Here is a 19,951-nt window from a genome sequence, read left to right as displayed (position 1 = left end):
ATAGTAGCTTTATCTAACTTACGAACATAATTTTTTATACAATATTAATTCCTGCACTTGCGTTACCAGTAACAGTAGCAACAATCCCTGAGGAAGTAATGGAGAACACCATTAATAAGCGATCACCAGCAGCTACTGGCACTGGTGCAACGTTTGCAGTACCAAATGTAATAGTACCTACTGCTATTGTTGAGAGAGCTGGTGCTAAATCAACAAATGCTGTTGTAGGGCTGAAAACATTACTTCCCGCAACCGCGCGGTAAATTTGTGCTCTGACTGTTGCTGTTCCTGTAAGGGTTACGGCAACTGTTGCAGACAATGATGCAGAAATAGATGTAATAGTACCAGCACGTGGAACTGAAAAGGCTTCTGTTCCTGTAGCGGCAGTTAAATCTATATTTGTACCAGTAAGAGTTACCCCTGGAATAGACGTACCGAATCCTACAAGACTAACTGTACCGATAGCGCCACCAAGAACTGATGTTAAAACAACAGGAACTATTCCTGATGCGAATGGGATGATGGAGCCTGTTGCTGGTGGAGTCGTAATACATGCAGCTTCAATAGCTTCAAAAGGACCAAGTGCATTACACTGATTATTTTGATTTGCGCAGCCGCCGCACGTTGAATTCATACAATTCATACACATTTTTACACCCCCTTTCTTCATTATTCTATTCAGCTAAGATTATAGGGTTAGGGCAAATATCCACATTGTAGTTTTTATATGTGGATATTATGGAGGCCTTTTTTAGAGGTTTTTTTGTCAATGGCAAGTATTCTATAATGAAATTGACTTTCTGCTTATTTGGTTAATTAAAAAAAGTCCAATATGTATTTTCATACGTATTGGACAAGTTTATCGTATAAATCTAGATTGATCCTATACTGTGTACACACCAACTTTAAAACTAACTCCATTTTCGAAAGAAATTGAAAAATAAAGAACCCTTCTCTTTTTTCTGGTTTTCCTCATGTGATTCGTTTATCTCTTCAATTTGTGCATGGGTTTCATATACTTCCCCTAATGTAGGTTCAACAATTTCACATTCATCACCTTTTAAAATAGGTGATTTATTTGCGTCCACTTGCTCGTTAACCACTTTATCTGTTCCTAGAATGACAGGCTCATTAACCATTTCAGTCGCTTCCGGAATGACAGGCTCATTAACCATTTCAGTCGCTTCCGGAATGACAGGCTCAATAACGTTTTCGGCTACTGCCGGAATGACAGGCTCAATAACGTTTTCGGCTACTGCCGGAATGACAGGTTCAATAACGTTTTCGGCCGCTTCCAGAATGACAGGCTCAATAACGGTTTCAAGTACTTCAAGATTGCTTGGCTCATTCGTTATGGCAGCGTTCATTTCAGCTACAGTGACAGCAGTATTTTTTTTTCTGTAATTTTCAGGAGTTGAGGCATCGTCAGGCGCTAAGGCAGGTCCATTGATACTAACTGGAATTTCCTGTGTGCTCGTAGCGTGTTTAAAATGGAAGGTGGATTCAGTGTTAGTATTTCTATATAAGCCATTATATATTTGGCTTGGATGAGTATTTATTGATTGAAAGTATTGCTGATTAAAATGGCGTTCCTCGGGTACATCTTTTTGATTTCCGTTGCGAGTAGAAGGTGTACCATTGTTTACATCTAATTGCGTATTTGTTGCTTTACCTGCCAGATTTTGTAGCATTTTATAAGAGGGCTGCTTAGATGTGTTCGCCGACGGGCTTGTTGTCTGTGTAATGATCGAATCCCCCTGAGCACCGTTAGCAATAAAATTAAATATTTTTTCAGTTTTAGGTGGAGTGGTTGGAGCTTCGGTATTTTCAATCGTCAGTAATTTGTTTAAAACCTTTAGTATATCTCGGTTCATTTCCTCAATTGTTTGATTCAAAGACTCAATTTGTGCTGATAGAAGTTTTATCTGCTCCTCATAGCCTCTGATTTGTGAATTTTTTTGCTTATCATCTATTGTTTCGTTTAGCTCTTCTAACAGTGCCATTTGCGATTTAATTTCATCAAAATCCATTTTCATAAATAGGTAATCTTCAATTGAAGTTCCCATTTTTAATGAAGTTAATGTATCCTTGTAGCCTTCTATTTTTTGCTTCAATTTTTCAATGTCTTGAGTGGAGTACAACTTTGAATCTTCCATTGCATTTCACCCCTTTCAGTCCATTTATATTTTATTAAAAATGTTTACTTTCTGTTACAAATATACCGGTCCTTTCAAACATTTTAGTTTCTCCTTAAGAAAGGGCGGTATAAGCAAAAACGATTCATACTGATACTTAAGTATTTTAACTTCTTTCAGTAATTATTTTTTGTAGCGAAAGTGAAGCATCAGTTACAGAAGTCTCTCGCCTTTATAGGTGATGTGATACATGCTGATTTAAGTTACTTTTCAGCAGGTGTCCAAACACCTGCTAATAATAGAGGAACTCAGTAAGAACGCAACGCCCTGTGGCAATTTATCTGTGCGACAGCGGCAATGTTGCTGAGGCATAATTGATTAATAAAAATCAGAACGAATTACTTTTTAGCCCATGCACTTTTAGTTAGAAAACATAAGATACAAACGAAAGGTAAAAAAATTATGGAGGTGTCAAAAGGATGCTAGAGAATATGCCATCCCAGGCGCAAGAACTTATTTGTATAAACGTCGATAAGGTATTTGACTGGATTGTAAAGGAAATGTCGTTTGATTTTTCCCCTACTGGACCAATTACTTTTCCAGGAGTAACGCCAACGACTGATTTAACAGGTGCAGTAGTTACATGTAAGGTAGTTCCATCAACAACTAATCCTATTGTTATCTTGAACCGTGAGAATCGCCAATTCTCAATTGATGGTGCAACTGTATGTCTTCAAAATTTAACTATTCAAAAGAATTTTATTCTTACAATAGTTGTTTGTTTACCGAACGGCACTATGTTCACAAGCAATACTATTCCACTTTCTCGTTGCGAACAAGTTACATTATGTGCGCCAACAGGGACAGATGTAGAAATTTTATTCACGGATTTAGATTGTTTCGTGTGTACAACTGGAACATTAACAGCTGGAGCAGGTACAATTACGTTTTCTGCATTAACGATTACTGTATCTGTTTGCCAAAGTATTCAATCTACATTCCCAGTAACTGTGGAATTCTTAGCGACTTTCTGCGAACCAAGAGCAGAATTACCGTTCGCATGTCCGGGTGTAGTACGCCCGCAGCAGTGCCCTGCTATATTCCCAACAGTTGGTTAATGGTACTAACACATAGAAGAAAATCATATTATAAAGAGAGGTTAATCCTCTCTTTTTTTTTATGAAATATTTCAGACAGTAGCTAGCGCTTAAAGTAGGTTGGTTAATTAAATACTATTGGTAAGGGGGTACTAATTATGACTACTCGTATCGATCATGTGGAAGAAAAGATAAATGAACTAAAAAAACAAACAGATTTTTATGTTCATGAAATTAAAAAAACGGTTGAGAAGCTTATTATTCCGGATAGTGTCAACATCATTAGTTATTTCACGTCCTCGTTCAATATTTCTTATAATCCTGATGAGGAAAGCTTATGCTTGGGCTCTTATCATATTCGCAATATAGGTAATCAGCCTATAACGAATCCGTATCTATGTATAAAACTGCCTGAAGACTCTCCATTCTCTTTCTCTGGAAGGTATGTTTATGAACATTTCGCACCAAATTTAAAAGGCAACAGTAGCTGGGAGCGAATCAATGATCAATCGAGCAAGGAGGAATTCTGGCTTAGACCTATAGGAAAAACAACGTTAGAGCCAAATGAAACATTATCATTTCCTAACTTTCAGATTAAGTGGGGTCATAATTTTTCTTATTCAGGAAGTATCATGGGTTTTACATATTGTGATGAGCTAAAAGATGGTGTCGTCGTCTTAAATCCAATTAATCTCAATGGAATTAGTCATACACAGGGGGATGAAAATGAGTGAGTCTGAAAATATAAATCAAAAAATAGATAGTGTTGTCCATCAACTAATAAAGGAACAGCTTACGAATCTATCTAACTATAATAATACGAAAAATAACAGCTTTGCTTATCTCGAAAAAGGCACATTGAATCTACTTCTTGCCTATTTAATGTCAGGAGAAAAGAGCAAAGCTGAAGAAATTGGTGATGAGGAAATAGAAATTAAGATTATCAAGCGGCTTGATGAGATATTAGAGGATAGCAAGGAGCAATTTGAAGAAGTGATTAGTTTACTTAAACAAATGTCGTGATAGGAGGCGCGAGTGTGGATAATGATATTGTTAAAAACAATGATCCTATTCAGTTGCAGCAAATGATCATTTTTTTAAGAGCCGAATTAGCGAAATATAAAAATGAAGTTAAAAGGCTCAGAGATAGTGATTATTATTCACTAGTACTGAGATTAGAGCGGGAAAATGTTCAATTAACAAAACAGAAAAAGGATCTTTCGATGGAGCTTTTAAAGCAGAAGAGAGACCATGAAAAAAAATTAAAGATTTACTATGAAGATATACAAGCAAGAGAAACCCAGAAAAAAAAACAACTTTCTTCGATAGAGGGTTTATTAAAGGAATTAGAAGAGCTGCGTGCAGAAAATAAGCTAATGAAGGAAACGTTAAAATCCACTAAAGATGAATTTCTTTCTGCGAATTCAGATGTTCATGATAAGACTATAGTGGATTGCATTGAAAAGAAGCTGAATGTTTTTACAAAGGATATAAGCCAACAAATGAATACTATCATTGAAGCCCTTGAAAGATCCCGATTAGAACAAGCCAATTCAGACAATCTTAATAAGTATTTAACTAAAGAAATAGAGGAGAAAAGCAGTGAGATAGCAAAATTAACGGAAGAATTAGCGGATGTAAAAAAATATAGCCTTTCCCCGAGTGGAAAAACGATGATGAATCCAGGGTTTTTTACACATATAGATGCCCAAGTAAATAAGGTGTTTGCTCAATCAATTGATTTTGAGAAGCAATTGAATCATAAATTACGATTACTTGAGGATCTGGACCACAAATTGCACGAGCTGACTATAGAAATCAATACTGATAAAACTGTATAAAATTTGTGTTGCAGGCTGTTTCAAAAGTACGACAAGACACTTTTGAAACAGCCATTTTTATGTTACTAGTGGATTTTAGACGTAATACATATTATTTCGTTTCTCTGTGTAATGTAATTCTTTTCAAACGTGGTGAATATTTCTTAAGCTCCAGCCTTTCTGGATTAGTTCGTTTATTTTTTGTAGTGATATAGTTTTTATCACCTGTTTCTGTACAGGCTAATGTCACTTGTACACGCATAAAATAACCTCCTTTTAAATCGTAATAATTACGCTTTATACATTATTATTTTTAGTGAAATATGTCAATACCGTATTTCCGTAAAGTTTTTAGCGTTGCGTTTTGTAGGACTCTATGTTTTAATTATAAACTATAAATAGTAATGATTACGATTTAAGGAGTTGTAAAGATGACAAAGAAAATTCCCGTTACAGTGTTAAGTGGTTATTTAGGTTCTGGTAAGACAACAATGATGAATCACGTTTTACAAAATGAAAAAGATATGCGTGTTGCTGTAATCGTCAATGATATGAGTGAAATTAATATCGATGCAGAACTAATTGCAAATGGAAGCGGCATTTCACGAACAGAGGAAAAATTTGTGGAGTTATCGAATGGTTGTATTTGTTGCACGCTACGTGAGGATTTATTGCAGGAGGTGGAGCGTCTCGCAAGGCTCGGTACTATTGATTATATTTTAATTGAATCGACGGGGATTAGCGAACCAATACCTGTTGCTCAAACATTTAGCTATTTAGATGAGGAGCTTGGTATTGATTTAACAAAGTTTTGCCAACTTGATACGATGGTGACCGTTGTAGATGCGAATCGTTTTTGGCATGATTTTCAGTCGGGTGAAAGCCTTTTAGAGCGTAAGGAGGCAGTCGGCGAGTTAGATGAAAGGGATGTTGCCGACTTACTCATTGACCAAATCGAGTTTTGTGATGTCCTTGTATTAAACAAATGTGATTTAGTATCAGATGAAGAGCTTGAAAGATTAGAACGTATTTTACGTGCATTACAACCTGAAGCCAAGCTAATTCGTACAGTAAACGGTGTAATAGAGCCAGCTGAGATTTTAAATACTGGACGCTTTGACTTTGAACGGGTATCAGAATCTGCTGGCTGGTTAAAGGAATTAGAGCTTGGTCATGAAAATCATACACCGGAAACGGAGGAGTATGGCATTTCTTCTTTCATTTATAAGCGTAGAAGACCATTCCATCCAATGCGATTTGTAGAATGGTGTGATCATATGCCAGAATCGATTGTCCGAGCAAAGGGTATTATTTGGAGTGCGAAACATCAGAATGTTGCATTATTACTATCACAGGCAGGTTCTTCGGCAAAAATAGAACCAGTTTCTTATTGGGTAGCCGCTTTATCAAAGGAACAACAGCAGGATGTTTTCTTGCAAAGTCCTGAGGTAGTAGAGGATTGGGATGAGGAATTTGGAGATCGCATGACACAGCTCGTTATTATTGGTGTTGATTTAGATAAAGAGGCGATTATAAAAGAACTAGACAAGTGTTTATTAACGGAAGATGAGTTTAATAACTCATGGGAAGGTTTACAAGATCCCTTCAATTGGGAATGGCATTAACTTCTTTCAGCAAGTGTTTAGGTAGCGAAAGCGAAACAAAGAAGATTTCGGCTAAGACTCCGAAATCTTCTTGTGAAATACATGATTATAATTTGTCGCATCTCGCAAGGCTTTTTCCTCAAGTGGAATGCGTACGGACAGCATTGTCACATTTAAAAGTGTAAAACAAAATGCTGTAAAATATGCTTGAAACATTAAAGGTAGAAGCATAATTTCTAAGCAAACTACAGCGTAATTTGGATGACGCATAAATGTGTAAGGGCCTTTCCGTACAACTTCTGCATCCGGCAATATGAGTATTTTTGTGTTCCAAAAAGACCCTAATGAACGGATACACCAAATGCGTAATACTTGAACGGCAATAAATAATAAAAATAATAACGGAAATAAAGGTGATAAACTTTTATGATTAGTAACGACTTCAATAATTAAAAATAGGAAAAAACCGGCATGCAAAGAAACCATATATGGATAATGAGAAGAACCAACTTCATATGCTCCTTGTGAAAGCATCCATCTTTCATTGCGTTTTGCAATGAAAACTTCTGTCAATCTTTGTAGAATGACGAGGATCAAAATAATGTAAATTATCATGCTACTCCCTCCATTTAAGTAATACAGCTTCAGCGCAGAAGCCAGGGCCGAGAGCGACGAGCAAGCCAGTATCCTCTACTTGTCCTTCGTTTAACATAAATTGCTCCAATACATATAGCACCGTAGGAGATGACATATTTCCGTGATATTTCAATATTTCCCGAGAAATATCGGTTTTTTTGGAAGCTAGATACAGAGTATCTTCATAAGCTTTTAACACTTTTTTACCGCCGGGATGTGCGATGAAATGGGTAAGCTGTTCATTGTATAGTTCATGTTCCAATAAAAATTGTTCAATGAATGGGCCAAGCCAATTGGTGATGATGGCAGGAATACTTTTCTGAAAAACGACATGTAGACCGTTGTTTTTAATATTCCAACCCATAACATTTTCTGAATCTGGCATCCATTTAGAGCCAGTCCCGATAATAGCAGGTATTGTTTTTTTTACCGCGATATTCACGTCATCTCCACAGACGAGTATACATGCGGCTCCATCTGCAAAAAGAGACGCACCGATTAAGTTGCTTTTTGAAAAATCATTTGGTTGGAAGGTTAGACTACAAAGCTCGACACAAACGACAAGAACTTTTGCTTCTGGATGGGCACGACAAAAATCATAGGCTCTACTAACACCCGCCGCACCACCAGCACAGCCAAGTCCCCAAAGTGGAATACGTTTAAGTCTGTCTGAAAAAGGAAGTTTATTCATAACTCGTGCATCAATACTTGGTGTGGAAATACCAGTACTACTTACAAAAATAATGGCATCAATGTCTTTAGGAGAAACCGGTGATTGTAAAAACGTTTCATTTTGTAAACAGGCTTGAATGACATCAATGCTATATTGTGTAGCTAGTTCAATATATAAATCGTTTCGTTCCTCAAAGGAATGATCAGTACGATGCCATTCAGGTGGTACACAAAAATGGCGTGTTGCAATACCACCATTCTCAAAAACTTTTAAGTAACGTTCTAATTTAGGGATTTTCGCATGGAAAAGTTCCTTTGTTAGCTCCTCTGCGTTTATTTGTTGTAATGTGTACGGTGGTTGGTATGTACTGATAGAAATGATTTTTGACAATTCAACATCTCCTTCGCCAATAGTGGTCTTGTTTATTGTATGCAGGGGGGGAGGGGATACATGCTTGTTAGAAGATAATTGACAATTTAGGGATATTCCGCTATATTGGAAATAACTAAATCGAAAGTAGGTGATGTGACATGATGAATAGATCCGTTTTTAACGAACTGCAATTCGGTTTGTTCAGTTTCACACGCCTAAAATATATAAATTGACCACGCCGTGTATTTAAATCACAATTGTGGTGATTTGTATATTCTCTTAAATGTGCCTGTGAACCTTGTAACTGCCGAATTGCGCAGAGACAAGGTTTTTTGTGTTTGTATCAATGGAGTACAAAGGATATTCACATTTAGGAGGAAAACAACTTGAATTTAACAACTTTAGGATTTTCAACATATTTTGAAGAGCAAATGACTGGATTTAAACAGGAGGCTAAGCTGGCGAATTGTGTGCCGGCTAGGGTTACTTTAGAGCATAAGCATTCCTACCGTGTACTAGCTGAAAAAGGAGAGTGGCTGGCAACGATTGCTGGACATTACGCCTATACATCATTAGCACGTGAAGATTTTCCCGCAGTAGGAGATTGGGTGCTAGTTGAGAAAATGCCTGGTGAGGAAAAGGCGATCATTCATAAATTGTTTACACGAAAATCAGTCTTTTCCCGCAAGACCGCGGGGCTGGAAATACAAGAGCAGATTGTAGCATCGAACGTTGATATCGTACTTCTTGTTATGAGCTTAAATGCAGACTTTAATATTCGTCGTTTAGAACGCTATTTAGTAGCTGCGTGGGATTCGGGTGCGAAGCCGATCGTTGTATTGACGAAGGCAGATCTTTGTGAAAATGTTTCTAGTAAAATACGTGAGGTTGAGTCTGTAACGTTTGGTATAGATGTTTTTGTGACTAGTGCGCTGTCAGGCGAGGGCTTAGAAGATATTCGTGCGCTATTTACGGAAGGTGTGACGGGCGCATTACTTGGCTCTTCTGGGGCAGGGAAATCCACATTGACAAATGCTCTTAGTGGTGTGGAGCTTATGAAAGTTTCAGATATTCGTGAAGATGATGCGAAGGGGCGCCATACAACAACACATCGTGAGTTAGTTTTATTGCCAGAAGGCGGCTGTTTAATTGATACACCTGGAATGCGGGAGCTACAATTATGGGATCAGAGTGATAGCTTATCCGCTAGTTTTCAGGATATTGAGGAACTTTCTGCGGCCTGTCGTTACAGGGATTGTACACATCAGAAGGAGCCACACTGTGCTGTACAGCAAGCAATTACAGATGGTGTACTTGAACGATCACGTCTCCAAAGCTACTTTAAATTGCAAAGAGAGCTTGCTTTTATCGAACGCAAAACAAATGCTCAAGCAAGACTAAATGAGCAACGCAAATCGAAGCAAATTGCGAAAGGCTTAAAGAAGGGCAAAAAATCAAATTGAACTTAATATAAGAGTGAGCGATTTATCAGCGATTTCATAGTTGGGGGTACGAAAATGACAATCCAAAACATAAATCATTTATTATTTACAGTGTCAAATTTAGAGAAATCCATCGCATTCTATGAAAAGGTTTTTGACGCAAAATTATTAGTGAAGGGTAGAAGTACAGCCTATTTAGATGTAAATGGGCTGTGGCTTGCCCTGAATGTAGAAAAGGATATCCCACGCGATGACATACATCAATCCTATACACATATAGCGTTTTCTATCCAGGAGGACGATTTTGACAAAATGTATGAAAAGCTAGTCCATCATAATGTCAACATTCTGGAAGGCAGACAAAGAGATGTACGAGATAAAAAATCGATTTACTTCACAGATCCAGACGGTCATAAATTCGAATTTCATACAGGACTTTACAGGACCGATTGGATTATTATAAGAAGGAAAAAATGCATATGGAGCTTTTTGATTAAAATTAAAAAATGGGTGTCTCTAAAAGGAGGACATCTATTTTTTTTTGCAACGTTTTCCTTTCTCAAAACGACTTTAAAGTGTAGCTAGAAGGAGGAGATTAGGTGGATATAAAAAAATTGGTTAAAAGCGCAAAAAAGGGGGATGATGAAGCCTTTGAACAGTTGATCGTTTTGATGCGTGAGAAATTATATCGCACGGCCTACTCGTATGTTCGAAATGAGCAGGATGCGCTTGATATTTATCAAGAATCTATTTATAAAGCCTATACAACATTGAAAACATTAAAGAATCCAAGCAGTTTTCCAGGGTGGATTGTTAAGATCGTTACTTTTAAATCTATTGATTTTATTAGAAAAGATTCAAGGAAATTCACTTCTGGAGATGCGGCGTTTTTTGCAGAGATAGCAGGAAATCAAAATATGGAGAATGTTACTTATTCAGTGGATTTAAAAGAGGCTATTGAAACATTAGATGACAAGTATAAAACGATTTTGTGGTTACGTTTTTATCATGATTTCTCTGTCAAAGAGATTGCAAAAATGCTGGGCTGTCCTGAAGGAACAGTGAAGTCCTATATTAATAGAGCTAAGAAAGAATTAAAACCAGTCTTAAGGGAGGGCTACTTGTATGAGTAAGGAAAATAATAATCAATCTATTGATCGTATCGATATTCCACTTCAACAATTGATGGCGCGAGAGCAGGCGGCAATGCGTGCTGCAAAAAAGAAGAAACGGAACATTAGAATTATAAAACCCCTTTTAGTAGCCTGTGGATTATGTATAGCGCTACTAGGTGCAGGGTTTTTATCCCCTACAATAGCGACTGCACTGGCCAATGTACCTTATATTGGGGTTATTTATGCTGAATTTGGGGATATTGCAGCTGAAAAGATTGAACAAAATCATTTGATGACAAAAATAGGAAAGGAGGATACACATGCAGGTCTTACAATGGCTGTTGAAGAAGCGGTATATGATGGTAATAGATTATTAGTCACGGTTGCTTATACAGGGCAGAATGGTGTTTCTTTAAAAGAAGAGGTAGTAGGTACGAATAAGCTTACTGTCAATGGGGAGCCAATAGATGTTGCGATCGGTTCTACAGGTCAAGATGATATAGATAAAAACACGATTATTGAACATCATGAATTAACTTTATCAAATGCAGATATATACGGAAATAACATTGAAGTCGCATTAGATGGAAGCGATTTATTTGGCTACAAAGGTAATTGGCATGTAGATTTTACTCTTGAAAAATTAAAGGAAGAAGTTGTTAAGATCCATCCAAATGTAATAGCTAGTACTAACAATGGGTTATACAAGTTAAACGTTGGGCAGGTTTCATTCACACCGCTATCGACACGTATAGATGTCCTAGTAGATTATCCAAACGAATTAGATAGAAATGATAAATGGCCATTTTTTGAGTTTGAGGTAACAGATAGTGAAGGAGAGTTATACGATGGGGAGAATATACAAATGGGTGCGACCAAGGATAATGGACATCATATTATTATAGTACTGCCTCCTATGGAGAAAATGCCGAAATCTTTTACACTTAAACCAGGTAAGACGAACGAGCAGGGTTATTGGGAGGAAATGAAGGAATTAGAAATAGTGGTACCCTTAGAACCTTAAAAATATGATCCCCCTTTAGTTTTAGGAACTATAGGGGGCATATTATTTAAATGGCATTAAAGAGAAACAATAAAAAGTAGAAAACGTTCATAACATTAGAAGGGGTGATTTTATGAAAAAAGCTATTATTTTTGATATGGATGGTACTTTATTTCAAACAAACCTAATATTAGAGCCAGCATTATCGGCAACGTTTAATGTGTTGCGTGCAAAGGGCTTGTGGCAGGGAGAAACACCAATAGAGAAATACCACGAAATTATGGGTGTTCCATTACCTGTTGTCTGGGCAACGTTATGTCCTATGCATACGCTAGAGACACGTGAAGAAAGCAACGTATTATTCCATGTTAAGCTTATTGAACAAATACGTAATCGCCAAGGCGCATTATATCCAAATGCAGAGCAAACACTTGCTACGTTGGCAGAAAACTATGATTTATTCATCGCCAGTAATGGGCAAACAGAGTATTTACAAGCAATAGTAGAAACCTATCAATTACAGCGTTTTATCAAAGATACATATAGTATTCAGTCCATTTCGAGCGGTCATAAATCTGATTTAGTGAAAAAGGTCATCGAGGAAAATGCCATTGAACGCGGCGCAGTAGTAGGTGACCGTTCTTCTGATATTCAGGCGGCTCATGACAATCAGTTACTCTCTGTTGGTGTACGTTTCGACTTTGCGCAGGACACAGAATTACAGAAAGCAGACATTATTATTGATGATTTAAATGAGCTATTTTATTTAAAGCTGCTAGGATAAAATTCATCGACTACATTCTCTGATTTATCACCTAACTTTTTCATATTATCGAGAACTTTCAGATATTTATCGACATGCAATTGCAATTCAAAAGAAGAAAGAGTAAAATGGTGGAAATCTATAGTGAAAGCATTGATAAGGAAAAGTAAATTGGAGAAGCATTATATAGAGAGCCTCTGTTGGTGGAAATGAGGTAAATGACCCCTTTTGAAAATGACCTTTGAGCTTCGTACCGAAAGCAAGTTTGCGAGTAGATTACGACGAGATGGGCACTCGTTACAACAGCGGCAGTATCTCTTGCTTCTTCCAGCAATTATGCAGAGGCATAATGGATTAAATAAGATGAGACGTACTGATGGAGGCAAATAGTGTGAGCTATTTGTAAATATAGGTGGTAACACGGGTATACTCGTCCTAATCAATTTTGATTAGGGCGTTTTTTTTTATCTTCATTCAAGATTTACTTGAATGAAGATAAAGCCTCCGGCGGATGTCATGGATTTTAAAAGGAAGAATTGTGCTAGCACAATTCAAAATCCAGACGCATTGTTTATCGCGACAGCGGCAAATGTTTTCTGCGCGAAAGCGAAGCGACAGCAGCAATTACGCCGAGGTGTAATTTATTTGCACTTTTTTACAATTTTTTTCGAGGGGAGCAACTTAGGATGACAATTGTTATTGGAGGTGCGTGGCCATATGCAAATGGTTCTTTGCATTTAGGGCATGTTGCTGCATTATTACCGGGTGATATTTTGGCTAGATATTACCGACAAAAGGGCGAAAAGGTTTTGTTTGTTTCGGGAAGTGACTGTAATGGCACGCCGATTTCTATTCGGGCTGCACAGGAAAACACGACAACGGAAGCAATTGCTGATCATTATCACGAGGAGTTTACAAGATGCTTCAATGATTTAGGATTTACTTATGATTTGTATACGAGAACAGATGCGCAGCACCATCATGAATCTGTTCAAACAATTTTTTTACAGCTACTAGCGAACAATTTTTTATACAAAAAGAAAATTGAACAAGCCTATTGTGAAACGGACAAGCAGTTTTTACCGGACCGATTTGTAGAGGGGATTTGTCCAAACTGTGGTGCGAAGGCGCGTGGTGATCAATGTGATAATTGCTCAACAATTTTAGACCCGCTCGATTTAATCGATAAACACTGTAAAATTTGTGGGAATGAGCCAATTATCAAGGGGACAGAGCATTTTTATTTTGCTTTTAGTCAGTTTCAAGGGAGATTGGAGACTTATTTAGCGGAGGCTAAGGCGGAAAAACGCTGGCGAGACAATGCTTTAGGTTTAACAGAACGTTACTTGGCAGAAGGGGTACCAGACCGCGCAGTAACAAGGGATTTACCAAATGGTATCGATGTGCCAGTACCAGGTTTTGAAGGCAAAAAAATATATGTGTGGATTGAAGCAGTAGCAGGTTACTTAACAGCGAGTATTGAATGGGCGAAGCAGCATCAAATAGCTATTGAAGATTTGTGGAATGAAGAAACAATTTCGTATTATGTGCATGGTAAAGACAATATTCCGTTCCATACAGTTATATGGCCAGCCATTCTTATGGGGATAGGGGCAAAGGCTTTACCTACACATATTGTATCAAACGAATATTTGACATTAGAAAAACGGAAATTATCGACGAGCCAAAACTGGGCGGTATGGGTGCCATATATTTTGAGTCGATACGATGCAGATTCTGTTCGTTATTTTTTAACAATGAATGCGCCAGAAAATCGTGATACTGATTTCTCTTGGCGAGAATTTATTTATAGCCATAATGGCGAATTACTTGGCGCTTATGGTAATTTTGTCAATCGAACATTGAAGTTTTTAGAAAAATCGTTTGATCGTCAAGTGCCTCAAGCCGAGATAGATGCCATTATTCGAAAAAACACGATTCAGCTATTTAATGATGTTGGGATTCATATAGAAGCGGGTCATTTTAAACAAGCTTTAGAGGCTATTTTTGAATACATTCGTGCAGCTAATCGCTATTTTGACGAGCAGCAGCCGTGGCTACAGGTGAAAGAGAATGTAGAAGCTAGCAATCAAACACTTGCAACGTGTGTTTATATAATTGCTAATCTTGGACAGCTGTTACATCCATTTTTACCGTTTTCAGCTGAGAAGGTGAGAAAAATGTTAGAGATCAATGAAGTAATGTGGCATGAACAAGTGGAATTACCAGCAAGCATTAGTGAAGTGACACCACTGTTTGAACGTCTTGATGTTGAATTAATTGAAGTGGAATATCAAAAGTTAGTAGAGGGTAGTCGATAGGAAAAATGAAAGCAGTATGACGCAATAATGTCATACTGCTTTTAGCTTTTTTCAGCGATGTTCAAACATCCATTGAAATAGAGGGACTCAGTCTAAGAACGCCAAGTCTTGTGGCAATTTATCTGTGAGACAGCGGCAATTATGCCGAGGCATAATTTATTTAGTTCATAACAGGCGTTAATTTAGCGACAACAATACTATTGATAGCATTAATATAAGCTAGCGCACTCGCTTTTAAAATATCTGTATCTGCCGCTTTTGCGATATATTTTTCACCTTCATGCTCGATTGTAATTTTTACTTTTCCAAGCGCTTCTTTACCACGGGAAACGCTATTGATATTATATTCTACAAGTTTTACATCAATGTTTGTAATTTCTGCGATGGCAGAATATAGGGCATCAATCGGACCTGAGCCAACTGCACTTGCTTTAAATATCTGCCCTCCTTTACGTACTTTCACACTTGCTGAAGGGAAGCTTGCGTTGCTGACGACTTGTAAATCATCGAAGTCAAAGAACTGATCACTATAATGTGTGGCATTAGCATTGTTTGCGTCATGTTTTTCATAATAGCTTTCCACAATAACATATAAATCGTGATCGTAAACTTCTTTTTTTGCGTCCGCAAGCTTTAAGAAGCCTTCGAAAATTCCTTCAAACTCATCTGCTGAAAGATTGGAAAAGCCAAGTTTTTCAAGGGCATTTTTCACCGCGTGACGCCCAGAGCGAGCCGTAAGGACTAGCTCCATATCGTCAAGACCTACATCTTCTGGATGTACAATTTCATAAGCATCGCGAGATTTTAGAAGGCCGTCTTGATGAATACCAGAGGAATGGGCAAAAGCATTATCCCCAGTAATCGCTTTGTTTACTTGTACGTCTAAGCCCATAAAGCTTGAAACAAGACGAGATGTATTCATAATTTCTCTTGTGTTAATACGTGTCTCAGCATTGTATACAGAGCCACGTGTTTTCAATGCCATGACGACTTCTTCTAATGCTGCATTTCCTGCGCGTTCGCCAATGCCGTTAATTGTACATTCTACTTTATCCGCGCCGTTTTTAATCGCAGCAAGCGTGTTAGCAGTGGCCATACCAAGATCATTATGGCAATGAACACTCAACAAAACACTATCGTTTAGATTTTTCATACGCTCATTTAGTTTATAAATCATCGCTCCAAATTCTTCTGGTTCTGCAAAGCCGACTGTGTCAGGTACATTAATCATTGTTGCACCAGCCTTCATTACGGCTTCGATGGTTTTCCAAAGATACTCGAAATCTGAACGAGATGCGTCTTCTGTTGAATATTGGACTTGTGGTAGAAGAGTTTTCGCATATTTTACTGCATCAACACCAATCTGTAGAATTTGATCCTTGGATTTGCTAAATTTTTTCTCAACATGAATATCAGAAGTACCGAGCACCATATGAATCATAGGATTTTCAGCGTATTTTACAGCGTTATAAACAGCATCGATATCTGCCTGTACAGCACGTGCTAAAGCAGTAATCATAATGTCATTCGTATGACCAACTTTTTGTGCGACAGCTTTAACTGCATCAAAATCTCCTTGTGATGAAGCTGGGAAACCAGCCTCGATAATATCGACGCCTAATTTTTTGAGTTGCTGTGCAATCTCTACTTTTTCATATAAATTTAGTTTTGCACCAGGCACTTGCTCGCCGTCACGTAAAGTTGTATCAAACACCCAAATTTTTCTTCCCATTTTCAAACACTCCTTCTGTTGTAGTCATTATATTGATAAAGTCTCAGCCTTGCACAATAGAGACGAAATACACACTTAGGCCAAATTTCAATAAAAATAAAAAACCCGTCTCTATATAAAAATATAGAGACGAGTTTATGCTCGCGGTACCACTCTAATTGACCTTCTCTTTACAGAAAAAGTCCCCTTATCGACAGCCGTCACTGTCTATCCCGTTAACGGAGGAAACCGACGTCCCTTACTCAAAGTTCAGGGAGTGGCTCATGGACGAGTTCAAAATGTGTGCCTATCGGTTTGCACCAATCACCGACTCTCTACAAGTACACTTGCATTTCTACTATTTCCAATCTTGGCCTACAATAATGTGTTGTTGAAAGCAATGATACTTGGGTATTTTTAATTTGTCAATAAAATTCTAAAAATTATTTTTTTTCTGTCTTATGTAAAAGCCTTAATGTTGTCTTATTACCAAAAGCGGAGGCTTTGTTTGTTAAAATATATGCCACGTAAATTGGAGGCTGGGGACTCCTAAAGGGCGTATTCTAGATTTCAAAGACATAGTAATCTCCCGAATCGTATTTAATTAACAAATATGATTCGGGAGATTGAACACCTTTAATAATACAAGCTTCTTGAAAAGACTTTTTACTCCACTTTAAAACGCGAAACCTGTGTTTGTAATTCCTCGGCCATGTTGGATAGTGTGGCAGCAGAAGCGGCAACTTCTTCAATAGTTGCTAGTTGTTCTTCAGAAGCAGAAGCTACATTTTGTAGATTTGAAGAAGACATCTGTGCGATTGTTGCAATTTCATCGAAGGATGCGTAAATTTGCTCAGCACTTGATGACATTTCCTCTGAAACTGTTGTTGCTTCTTGAATTTGTTGGGATACTTGTTCGATCAGTTTAACGATTGTTGAGAAGCCTTCCTCAGCTACTTTTACCACTTGTATACCGACTTTTACCTCTTGTGTTCCAGTTTCCATAACAGTTACGGCACGGTTTGTATCCTGTTGTATTTCTGAAATCAGACTTGCTATTTGTTCAGCTGATTGCTTGGATTGATCTGCTAATTTCTTCACTTCATCTGCAACTACTGCAAAGCCGCGACCATGATCCCCTGCACGAGCTGCCTCAATCGCAGCATTTAGTGCTAGTAAATTTGTTTGCTCTGCGATATCCGTGATGAGACCAATAATATTTCCGATTTCAAAGGAATGATTTCCTAAATTTTTCACAACGCTAGCAGATTCTAAAACCGCTGAATTAATTGTGTCCATCTGTGTAATAACACGGTGTAGTGATTCATTTCCTTTATTAGCTTCAGTATTTGTTTCTATAGCAAGCTCTGAAACGGCAGCTGTCGTCGTAGCCAATTGCTGAATGCCTTTTGTCATAGTTTTCATAGCTGCTGAACTTTCAGTAGCATTTTTCCCTTGGGCCTCGGAGCCACTTGCCACTTCTTGTATAGAGGAAGTAATTTGTTCTGTCGCTTGGATTGTTTGTTCAGCGCTTGCGGTTAATTCAGCAGCAGAACCACTTACTTGTACAGTATTATGCCGTACATTTGTAATAAGATCCTTTAAATTTACTGCCATTTGATTAAAGGCAATTGCTAAATCACCTACCTCATCACGATTCTTAATGTGAATTTGCTCAGCTGTTAAATCGCCATTAGTAATCTTTTTAGCGGTTTTTGCCATACCTTTGATAGGGCGGGAGATAAGGCTTCCCATGACCATAGCAATGATGAGACTAGTGACAACAGCGAAGATGCCAAGAATTATCATTTGGAATTTAATAGCTTGAATTTCTTTAGATGTAGCAGCGATTTTTTCTTTTATATAATCATCTTGGTAGTTAGCAAGGTTAGCTACACGGTTATCGAATTGTTTTATAAGTAGGCGACCTTGTGTACTATCGAGCTTTTCGTATTGCTCTGTTTCTCCAGCATCCTTTAATGAAAACATTCGATCTGCGAACTTTTGGACATCTTGCTCGCTTTTATTGATTGCCTCTAATAAATCGCTAGATTTTTGAGAATCGAATGAAGCCTTTAATTCATCATATTTCTTTTTAAACTCTTCACGTGAAGCCGTATTACTTTGAAAATTTTGCTCGCCCCCAAGTAATAGATAACCTCTAATATTTACAATTTCTTGTTTAGCAATTGCGCGTAGCTCTTGAATACTAATAGATTTAGTTGTTTGTTCTTCGAGTAACACACGATATGTTTTGTTTACTGAATTAAGCTGTTTGAAATTTAATCCGATTGTGCCAACTAATACTAAAATAACAATAAAAAAACCGAGTACTAACTTCTTGTAGATAGTAAATCGCATAGTTGTCGTTTCCTTTCTCAGTAATTTAGTAGAAATGTTACAAAAAAATGAAATGTGTTTATACCATTTATATCAGATTATATGAATTTTACAAAGTATTGCGAGTATTCCTACAATATATATTAGGAATAATAAGGTAAATAGTTGTAGGTAGAATGATAAAAAAGCTGAATAATTTGCTTTTTTACAGTAAGTGAAGGCGGATAGTTACCTGTATACCTCGAAAATTATGACAATTTACATAAATTTGAAACTAATTGAACTGTAGTAACGTAAATTGGATAAAGGAACAAGTAAGGATGTGGGAAGATATGTATAGGCCAATTTTGAAATTGCCGAAAACAAGATATGAAAAGATTGGGGACTTTATCGGTGGCGGGTTATTTATACTGTCCATTTTTTATATTGTTGTAATGTGGGGACAACTACCCGAGAAGATTCCAGGTCATTTTAATAGTGCAGGAGAAGTTAATCGGTGGGGTTCAAAAATAGAGTTACTCATCCTTCCGTTTATCGGAATATTGCTGTGGATATTACTAGGATTACTTGAAAAAATTCCGCATATTCATAATTATCCAGCACGCTTAAACGAAAGTAATGTAGAGGCGTTTTATTTAAATAGCCGAAAAATATTGAATGAAATAAAAAACCTTTGTCTAATTATATTTACAGCTATATCATTCCAAATGGTACGTATTGCACTTGGAGAGGCAGAGAGTCTTGGTTGGTGGTTCCTACCACTAGTGCTAATTGTAATGGCCATTCCGATTATTAGAGGAATAGTTGTGGCTACAAAAATTAAATAGCTTATCTCAATCTTAAACGCTCGAGAATAATCGAGCGTTTTTTTGTACGAAAATTGCACTAAATCAGCTATACTATCAAAACTAAGAGAAAA

18 protein-coding genes, 1 pseudogene and 2 other annotated features are annotated in these 19,951 nt (G+C 37.3%); of the genes and pseudogenes, 12 read left to right on the top strand and 7 right to left on the bottom strand.

The window, feature by feature from the left end; genetic code table 11:
• Window positions 1-34: 34 nt before the first annotated feature.
• On the bottom strand, window positions 35-649 hold the full coding sequence (locus ACIPKN_RS21690; protein ID WP_400940048.1) for an exosporium glycoprotein BclB-related protein: 615 nt from the start codon (window positions 647-649) through the stop codon (window positions 35-37).
• Window positions 650-911: 262 nt separating this feature from the next.
• The gene (locus ACIPKN_RS21685; RefSeq protein WP_400940046.1) at window positions 912-2,156 is read right to left on the bottom strand and encodes a hypothetical protein; all 1,245 of its coding nucleotides are present in this window, start codon (window positions 2,154-2,156) and stop codon (window positions 912-914) included.
• A 458-nt stretch (window positions 2,157-2,614) separates the two neighbouring features.
• On the opposite strand from ACIPKN_RS21685, the gene ACIPKN_RS21680 reads away from it, so the two are divergent.
• The 4 genes from ACIPKN_RS21680 to ACIPKN_RS21665 all read left to right on the top strand — a co-directional run bounded on the left by ACIPKN_RS21680 (window position 2,615) and on the right by ACIPKN_RS21665 (window position 5,073).
• Window positions 2,615-3,253, top strand: coding sequence for a BMQ_0737 family morphogenetic spore coat protein (locus tag ACIPKN_RS21680; protein ID WP_132361363.1), 639 nt, complete (start codon window positions 2,615-2,617; stop codon window positions 3,251-3,253).
• Window positions 3,254-3,390: 137 nt separating this feature from the next.
• Window positions 3,391-3,966 carry a hypothetical protein gene (locus ACIPKN_RS21675; protein WP_400940043.1) on the top strand — a complete coding sequence of 192 codons (576 nt, stop codon included), beginning with the start codon at window positions 3,391-3,393 and terminating at the stop codon, window positions 3,964-3,966.
• Window positions 3,959-4,255 carry a hypothetical protein gene (locus ACIPKN_RS21670; protein WP_400940040.1) on the top strand — a complete coding sequence of 99 codons (297 nt, stop codon included), beginning with the start codon at window positions 3,959-3,961 and terminating at the stop codon, window positions 4,253-4,255. The genes ACIPKN_RS21675 and ACIPKN_RS21670 overlap by 8 nt, the downstream gene beginning before the upstream one ends.
• A 14-nt stretch (window positions 4,256-4,269) precedes the next feature.
• Complete coding sequence (locus ACIPKN_RS21665; RefSeq protein ID WP_400940037.1) at window positions 4,270-5,073, top strand: hypothetical protein; 804 nt, start codon at window positions 4,270-4,272, stop codon at window positions 5,071-5,073.
• A 91-nt stretch (window positions 5,074-5,164) separates the two neighbouring features.
• Here the strand turns inward: ACIPKN_RS21665 and rpmG are convergent, their stop codons facing one another.
• Window positions 5,165-5,314, bottom strand: a complete 150-nt coding sequence (rpmG, locus tag ACIPKN_RS21660) for a 50S ribosomal protein L33 (protein ID WP_400940035.1) — start codon at window positions 5,312-5,314, stop codon at window positions 5,165-5,167.
• A 169-nt stretch (window positions 5,315-5,483) separates the two neighbouring features.
• Here rpmG and ACIPKN_RS21655 point away from each other — a divergent pair, with 169 nt between their 5' ends.
• Window positions 5,484-6,677 carry a GTP-binding protein gene (locus tag ACIPKN_RS21655; protein WP_400940032.1) on the top strand — a complete coding sequence of 398 codons (1,194 nt, stop codon included), beginning with the start codon at window positions 5,484-5,486 and terminating at the stop codon, window positions 6,675-6,677.
• A gap of 51 nt (window positions 6,678-6,728) precedes the next feature.
• On the opposite strand, the gene ACIPKN_RS21650 is transcribed toward ACIPKN_RS21655, so the two are convergent.
• Together ACIPKN_RS21650 and ACIPKN_RS21645 are read right to left on the bottom strand one after the other, a co-directional pair.
• A complete protein-coding gene (locus tag ACIPKN_RS21650) occupies window positions 6,729-7,271 on the bottom strand; it encodes an isoprenylcysteine carboxyl methyltransferase family protein (protein ID WP_400940029.1) in 543 nt (180 codons plus the stop codon).
• Between the two features lies 1 nt (window position 7,272).
• A complete protein-coding gene (locus tag ACIPKN_RS21645) occupies window positions 7,273-8,355 on the bottom strand; it encodes a type III polyketide synthase (RefSeq protein ID WP_400940027.1) in 1,083 nt (360 codons plus the stop codon).
• 368 nt (window positions 8,356-8,723) lie between these two features.
• Here ACIPKN_RS21645 and rsgA point away from each other — a divergent pair, with 368 nt between their 5' ends.
• The 6 genes and pseudogenes from rsgA (at window position 8,724) to metG (ending at window position 14,981) form a co-directional block, all read left to right on the top strand.
• On the top strand, window positions 8,724-9,800 hold the full coding sequence (gene rsgA, locus ACIPKN_RS21640; protein WP_400940024.1) for a ribosome small subunit-dependent GTPase A: 1,077 nt from the start codon (window positions 8,724-8,726) through the stop codon (window positions 9,798-9,800).
• Between the two features lie 54 nt (window positions 9,801-9,854).
• A pseudogene (gene fosB, locus ACIPKN_RS21635) lies at window positions 9,855-10,276 on the top strand (metallothiol transferase FosB).
• 102 nt (window positions 10,277-10,378) lie between these two features.
• Complete coding sequence (locus ACIPKN_RS21630; protein WP_400940022.1) at window positions 10,379-10,912, top strand: sigma-70 family RNA polymerase sigma factor; 534 nt, start codon at window positions 10,379-10,381, stop codon at window positions 10,910-10,912.
• Window positions 10,905-11,918: a DUF4179 domain-containing protein gene (locus tag ACIPKN_RS21625; protein ID WP_400940020.1), complete on the top strand. Its 1,014-nt coding sequence runs from the start codon at window positions 10,905-10,907 to the stop codon at window positions 11,916-11,918. Before ACIPKN_RS21630 ends, ACIPKN_RS21625 begins: the two co-directional genes overlap by 8 nt.
• A gap of 112 nt (window positions 11,919-12,030) precedes the next feature.
• Window positions 12,031-12,681: an NIF family HAD-type phosphatase gene (locus tag ACIPKN_RS21620; protein ID WP_400940018.1), complete on the top strand. Its 651-nt coding sequence runs from the start codon at window positions 12,031-12,033 to the stop codon at window positions 12,679-12,681.
• Between the two features lie 123 nt (window positions 12,682-12,804).
• Window positions 12,805-13,101 (top strand) — a binding site (T-box leader).
• Window positions 13,102-13,346: 245 nt separating this feature from the next.
• Window positions 13,347-14,981 (top strand): methionine--tRNA ligase, encoded by a 1,635-nt coding sequence (gene metG / locus ACIPKN_RS21615; RefSeq protein WP_400940015.1) that lies wholly within the window; start codon window positions 13,347-13,349, stop codon window positions 14,979-14,981.
• A 160-nt stretch (window positions 14,982-15,141) separates the two neighbouring features.
• On the opposite strand, the gene ACIPKN_RS21610 is transcribed toward metG, so the two are convergent.
• Window positions 15,142-16,713 (bottom strand): 2-isopropylmalate synthase, encoded by a 1,572-nt coding sequence (locus ACIPKN_RS21610; protein WP_400940012.1) that lies wholly within the window; start codon window positions 16,711-16,713, stop codon window positions 15,142-15,144.
• 122 nt (window positions 16,714-16,835) lie between these two features.
• Window positions 16,836-17,073 (bottom strand) — a binding site (T-box leader).
• Window positions 17,074-17,358: 285 nt separating this feature from the next.
• On the bottom strand, window positions 17,359-19,053 hold the full coding sequence (locus ACIPKN_RS21605; protein ID WP_400940009.1) for a methyl-accepting chemotaxis protein: 1,695 nt from the start codon (window positions 19,051-19,053) through the stop codon (window positions 17,359-17,361).
• Window positions 19,054-19,364: 311 nt separating this feature from the next.
• On the opposite strand from ACIPKN_RS21605, the gene ACIPKN_RS21600 reads away from it, so the two are divergent.
• Window positions 19,365-19,859 carry a DUF1648 domain-containing protein gene (locus tag ACIPKN_RS21600; protein ID WP_400940006.1) on the top strand — a complete coding sequence of 165 codons (495 nt, stop codon included), beginning with the start codon at window positions 19,365-19,367 and terminating at the stop codon, window positions 19,857-19,859.
• Window positions 19,860-19,951: the final 92 nt, after the last annotated feature.

Source organism: Lysinibacillus sp. NPDC086135 (assembly GCF_044746345.1).
In the GTDB taxonomy this organism is placed as follows: domain Bacteria; phylum Bacillota; class Bacilli; order Bacillales_A; family Planococcaceae; genus Lysinibacillus.
The sequence above is the reverse complement of the archived record's forward strand: the minus strand, read 5'-3'. Positions and strand labels throughout refer to the sequence as shown.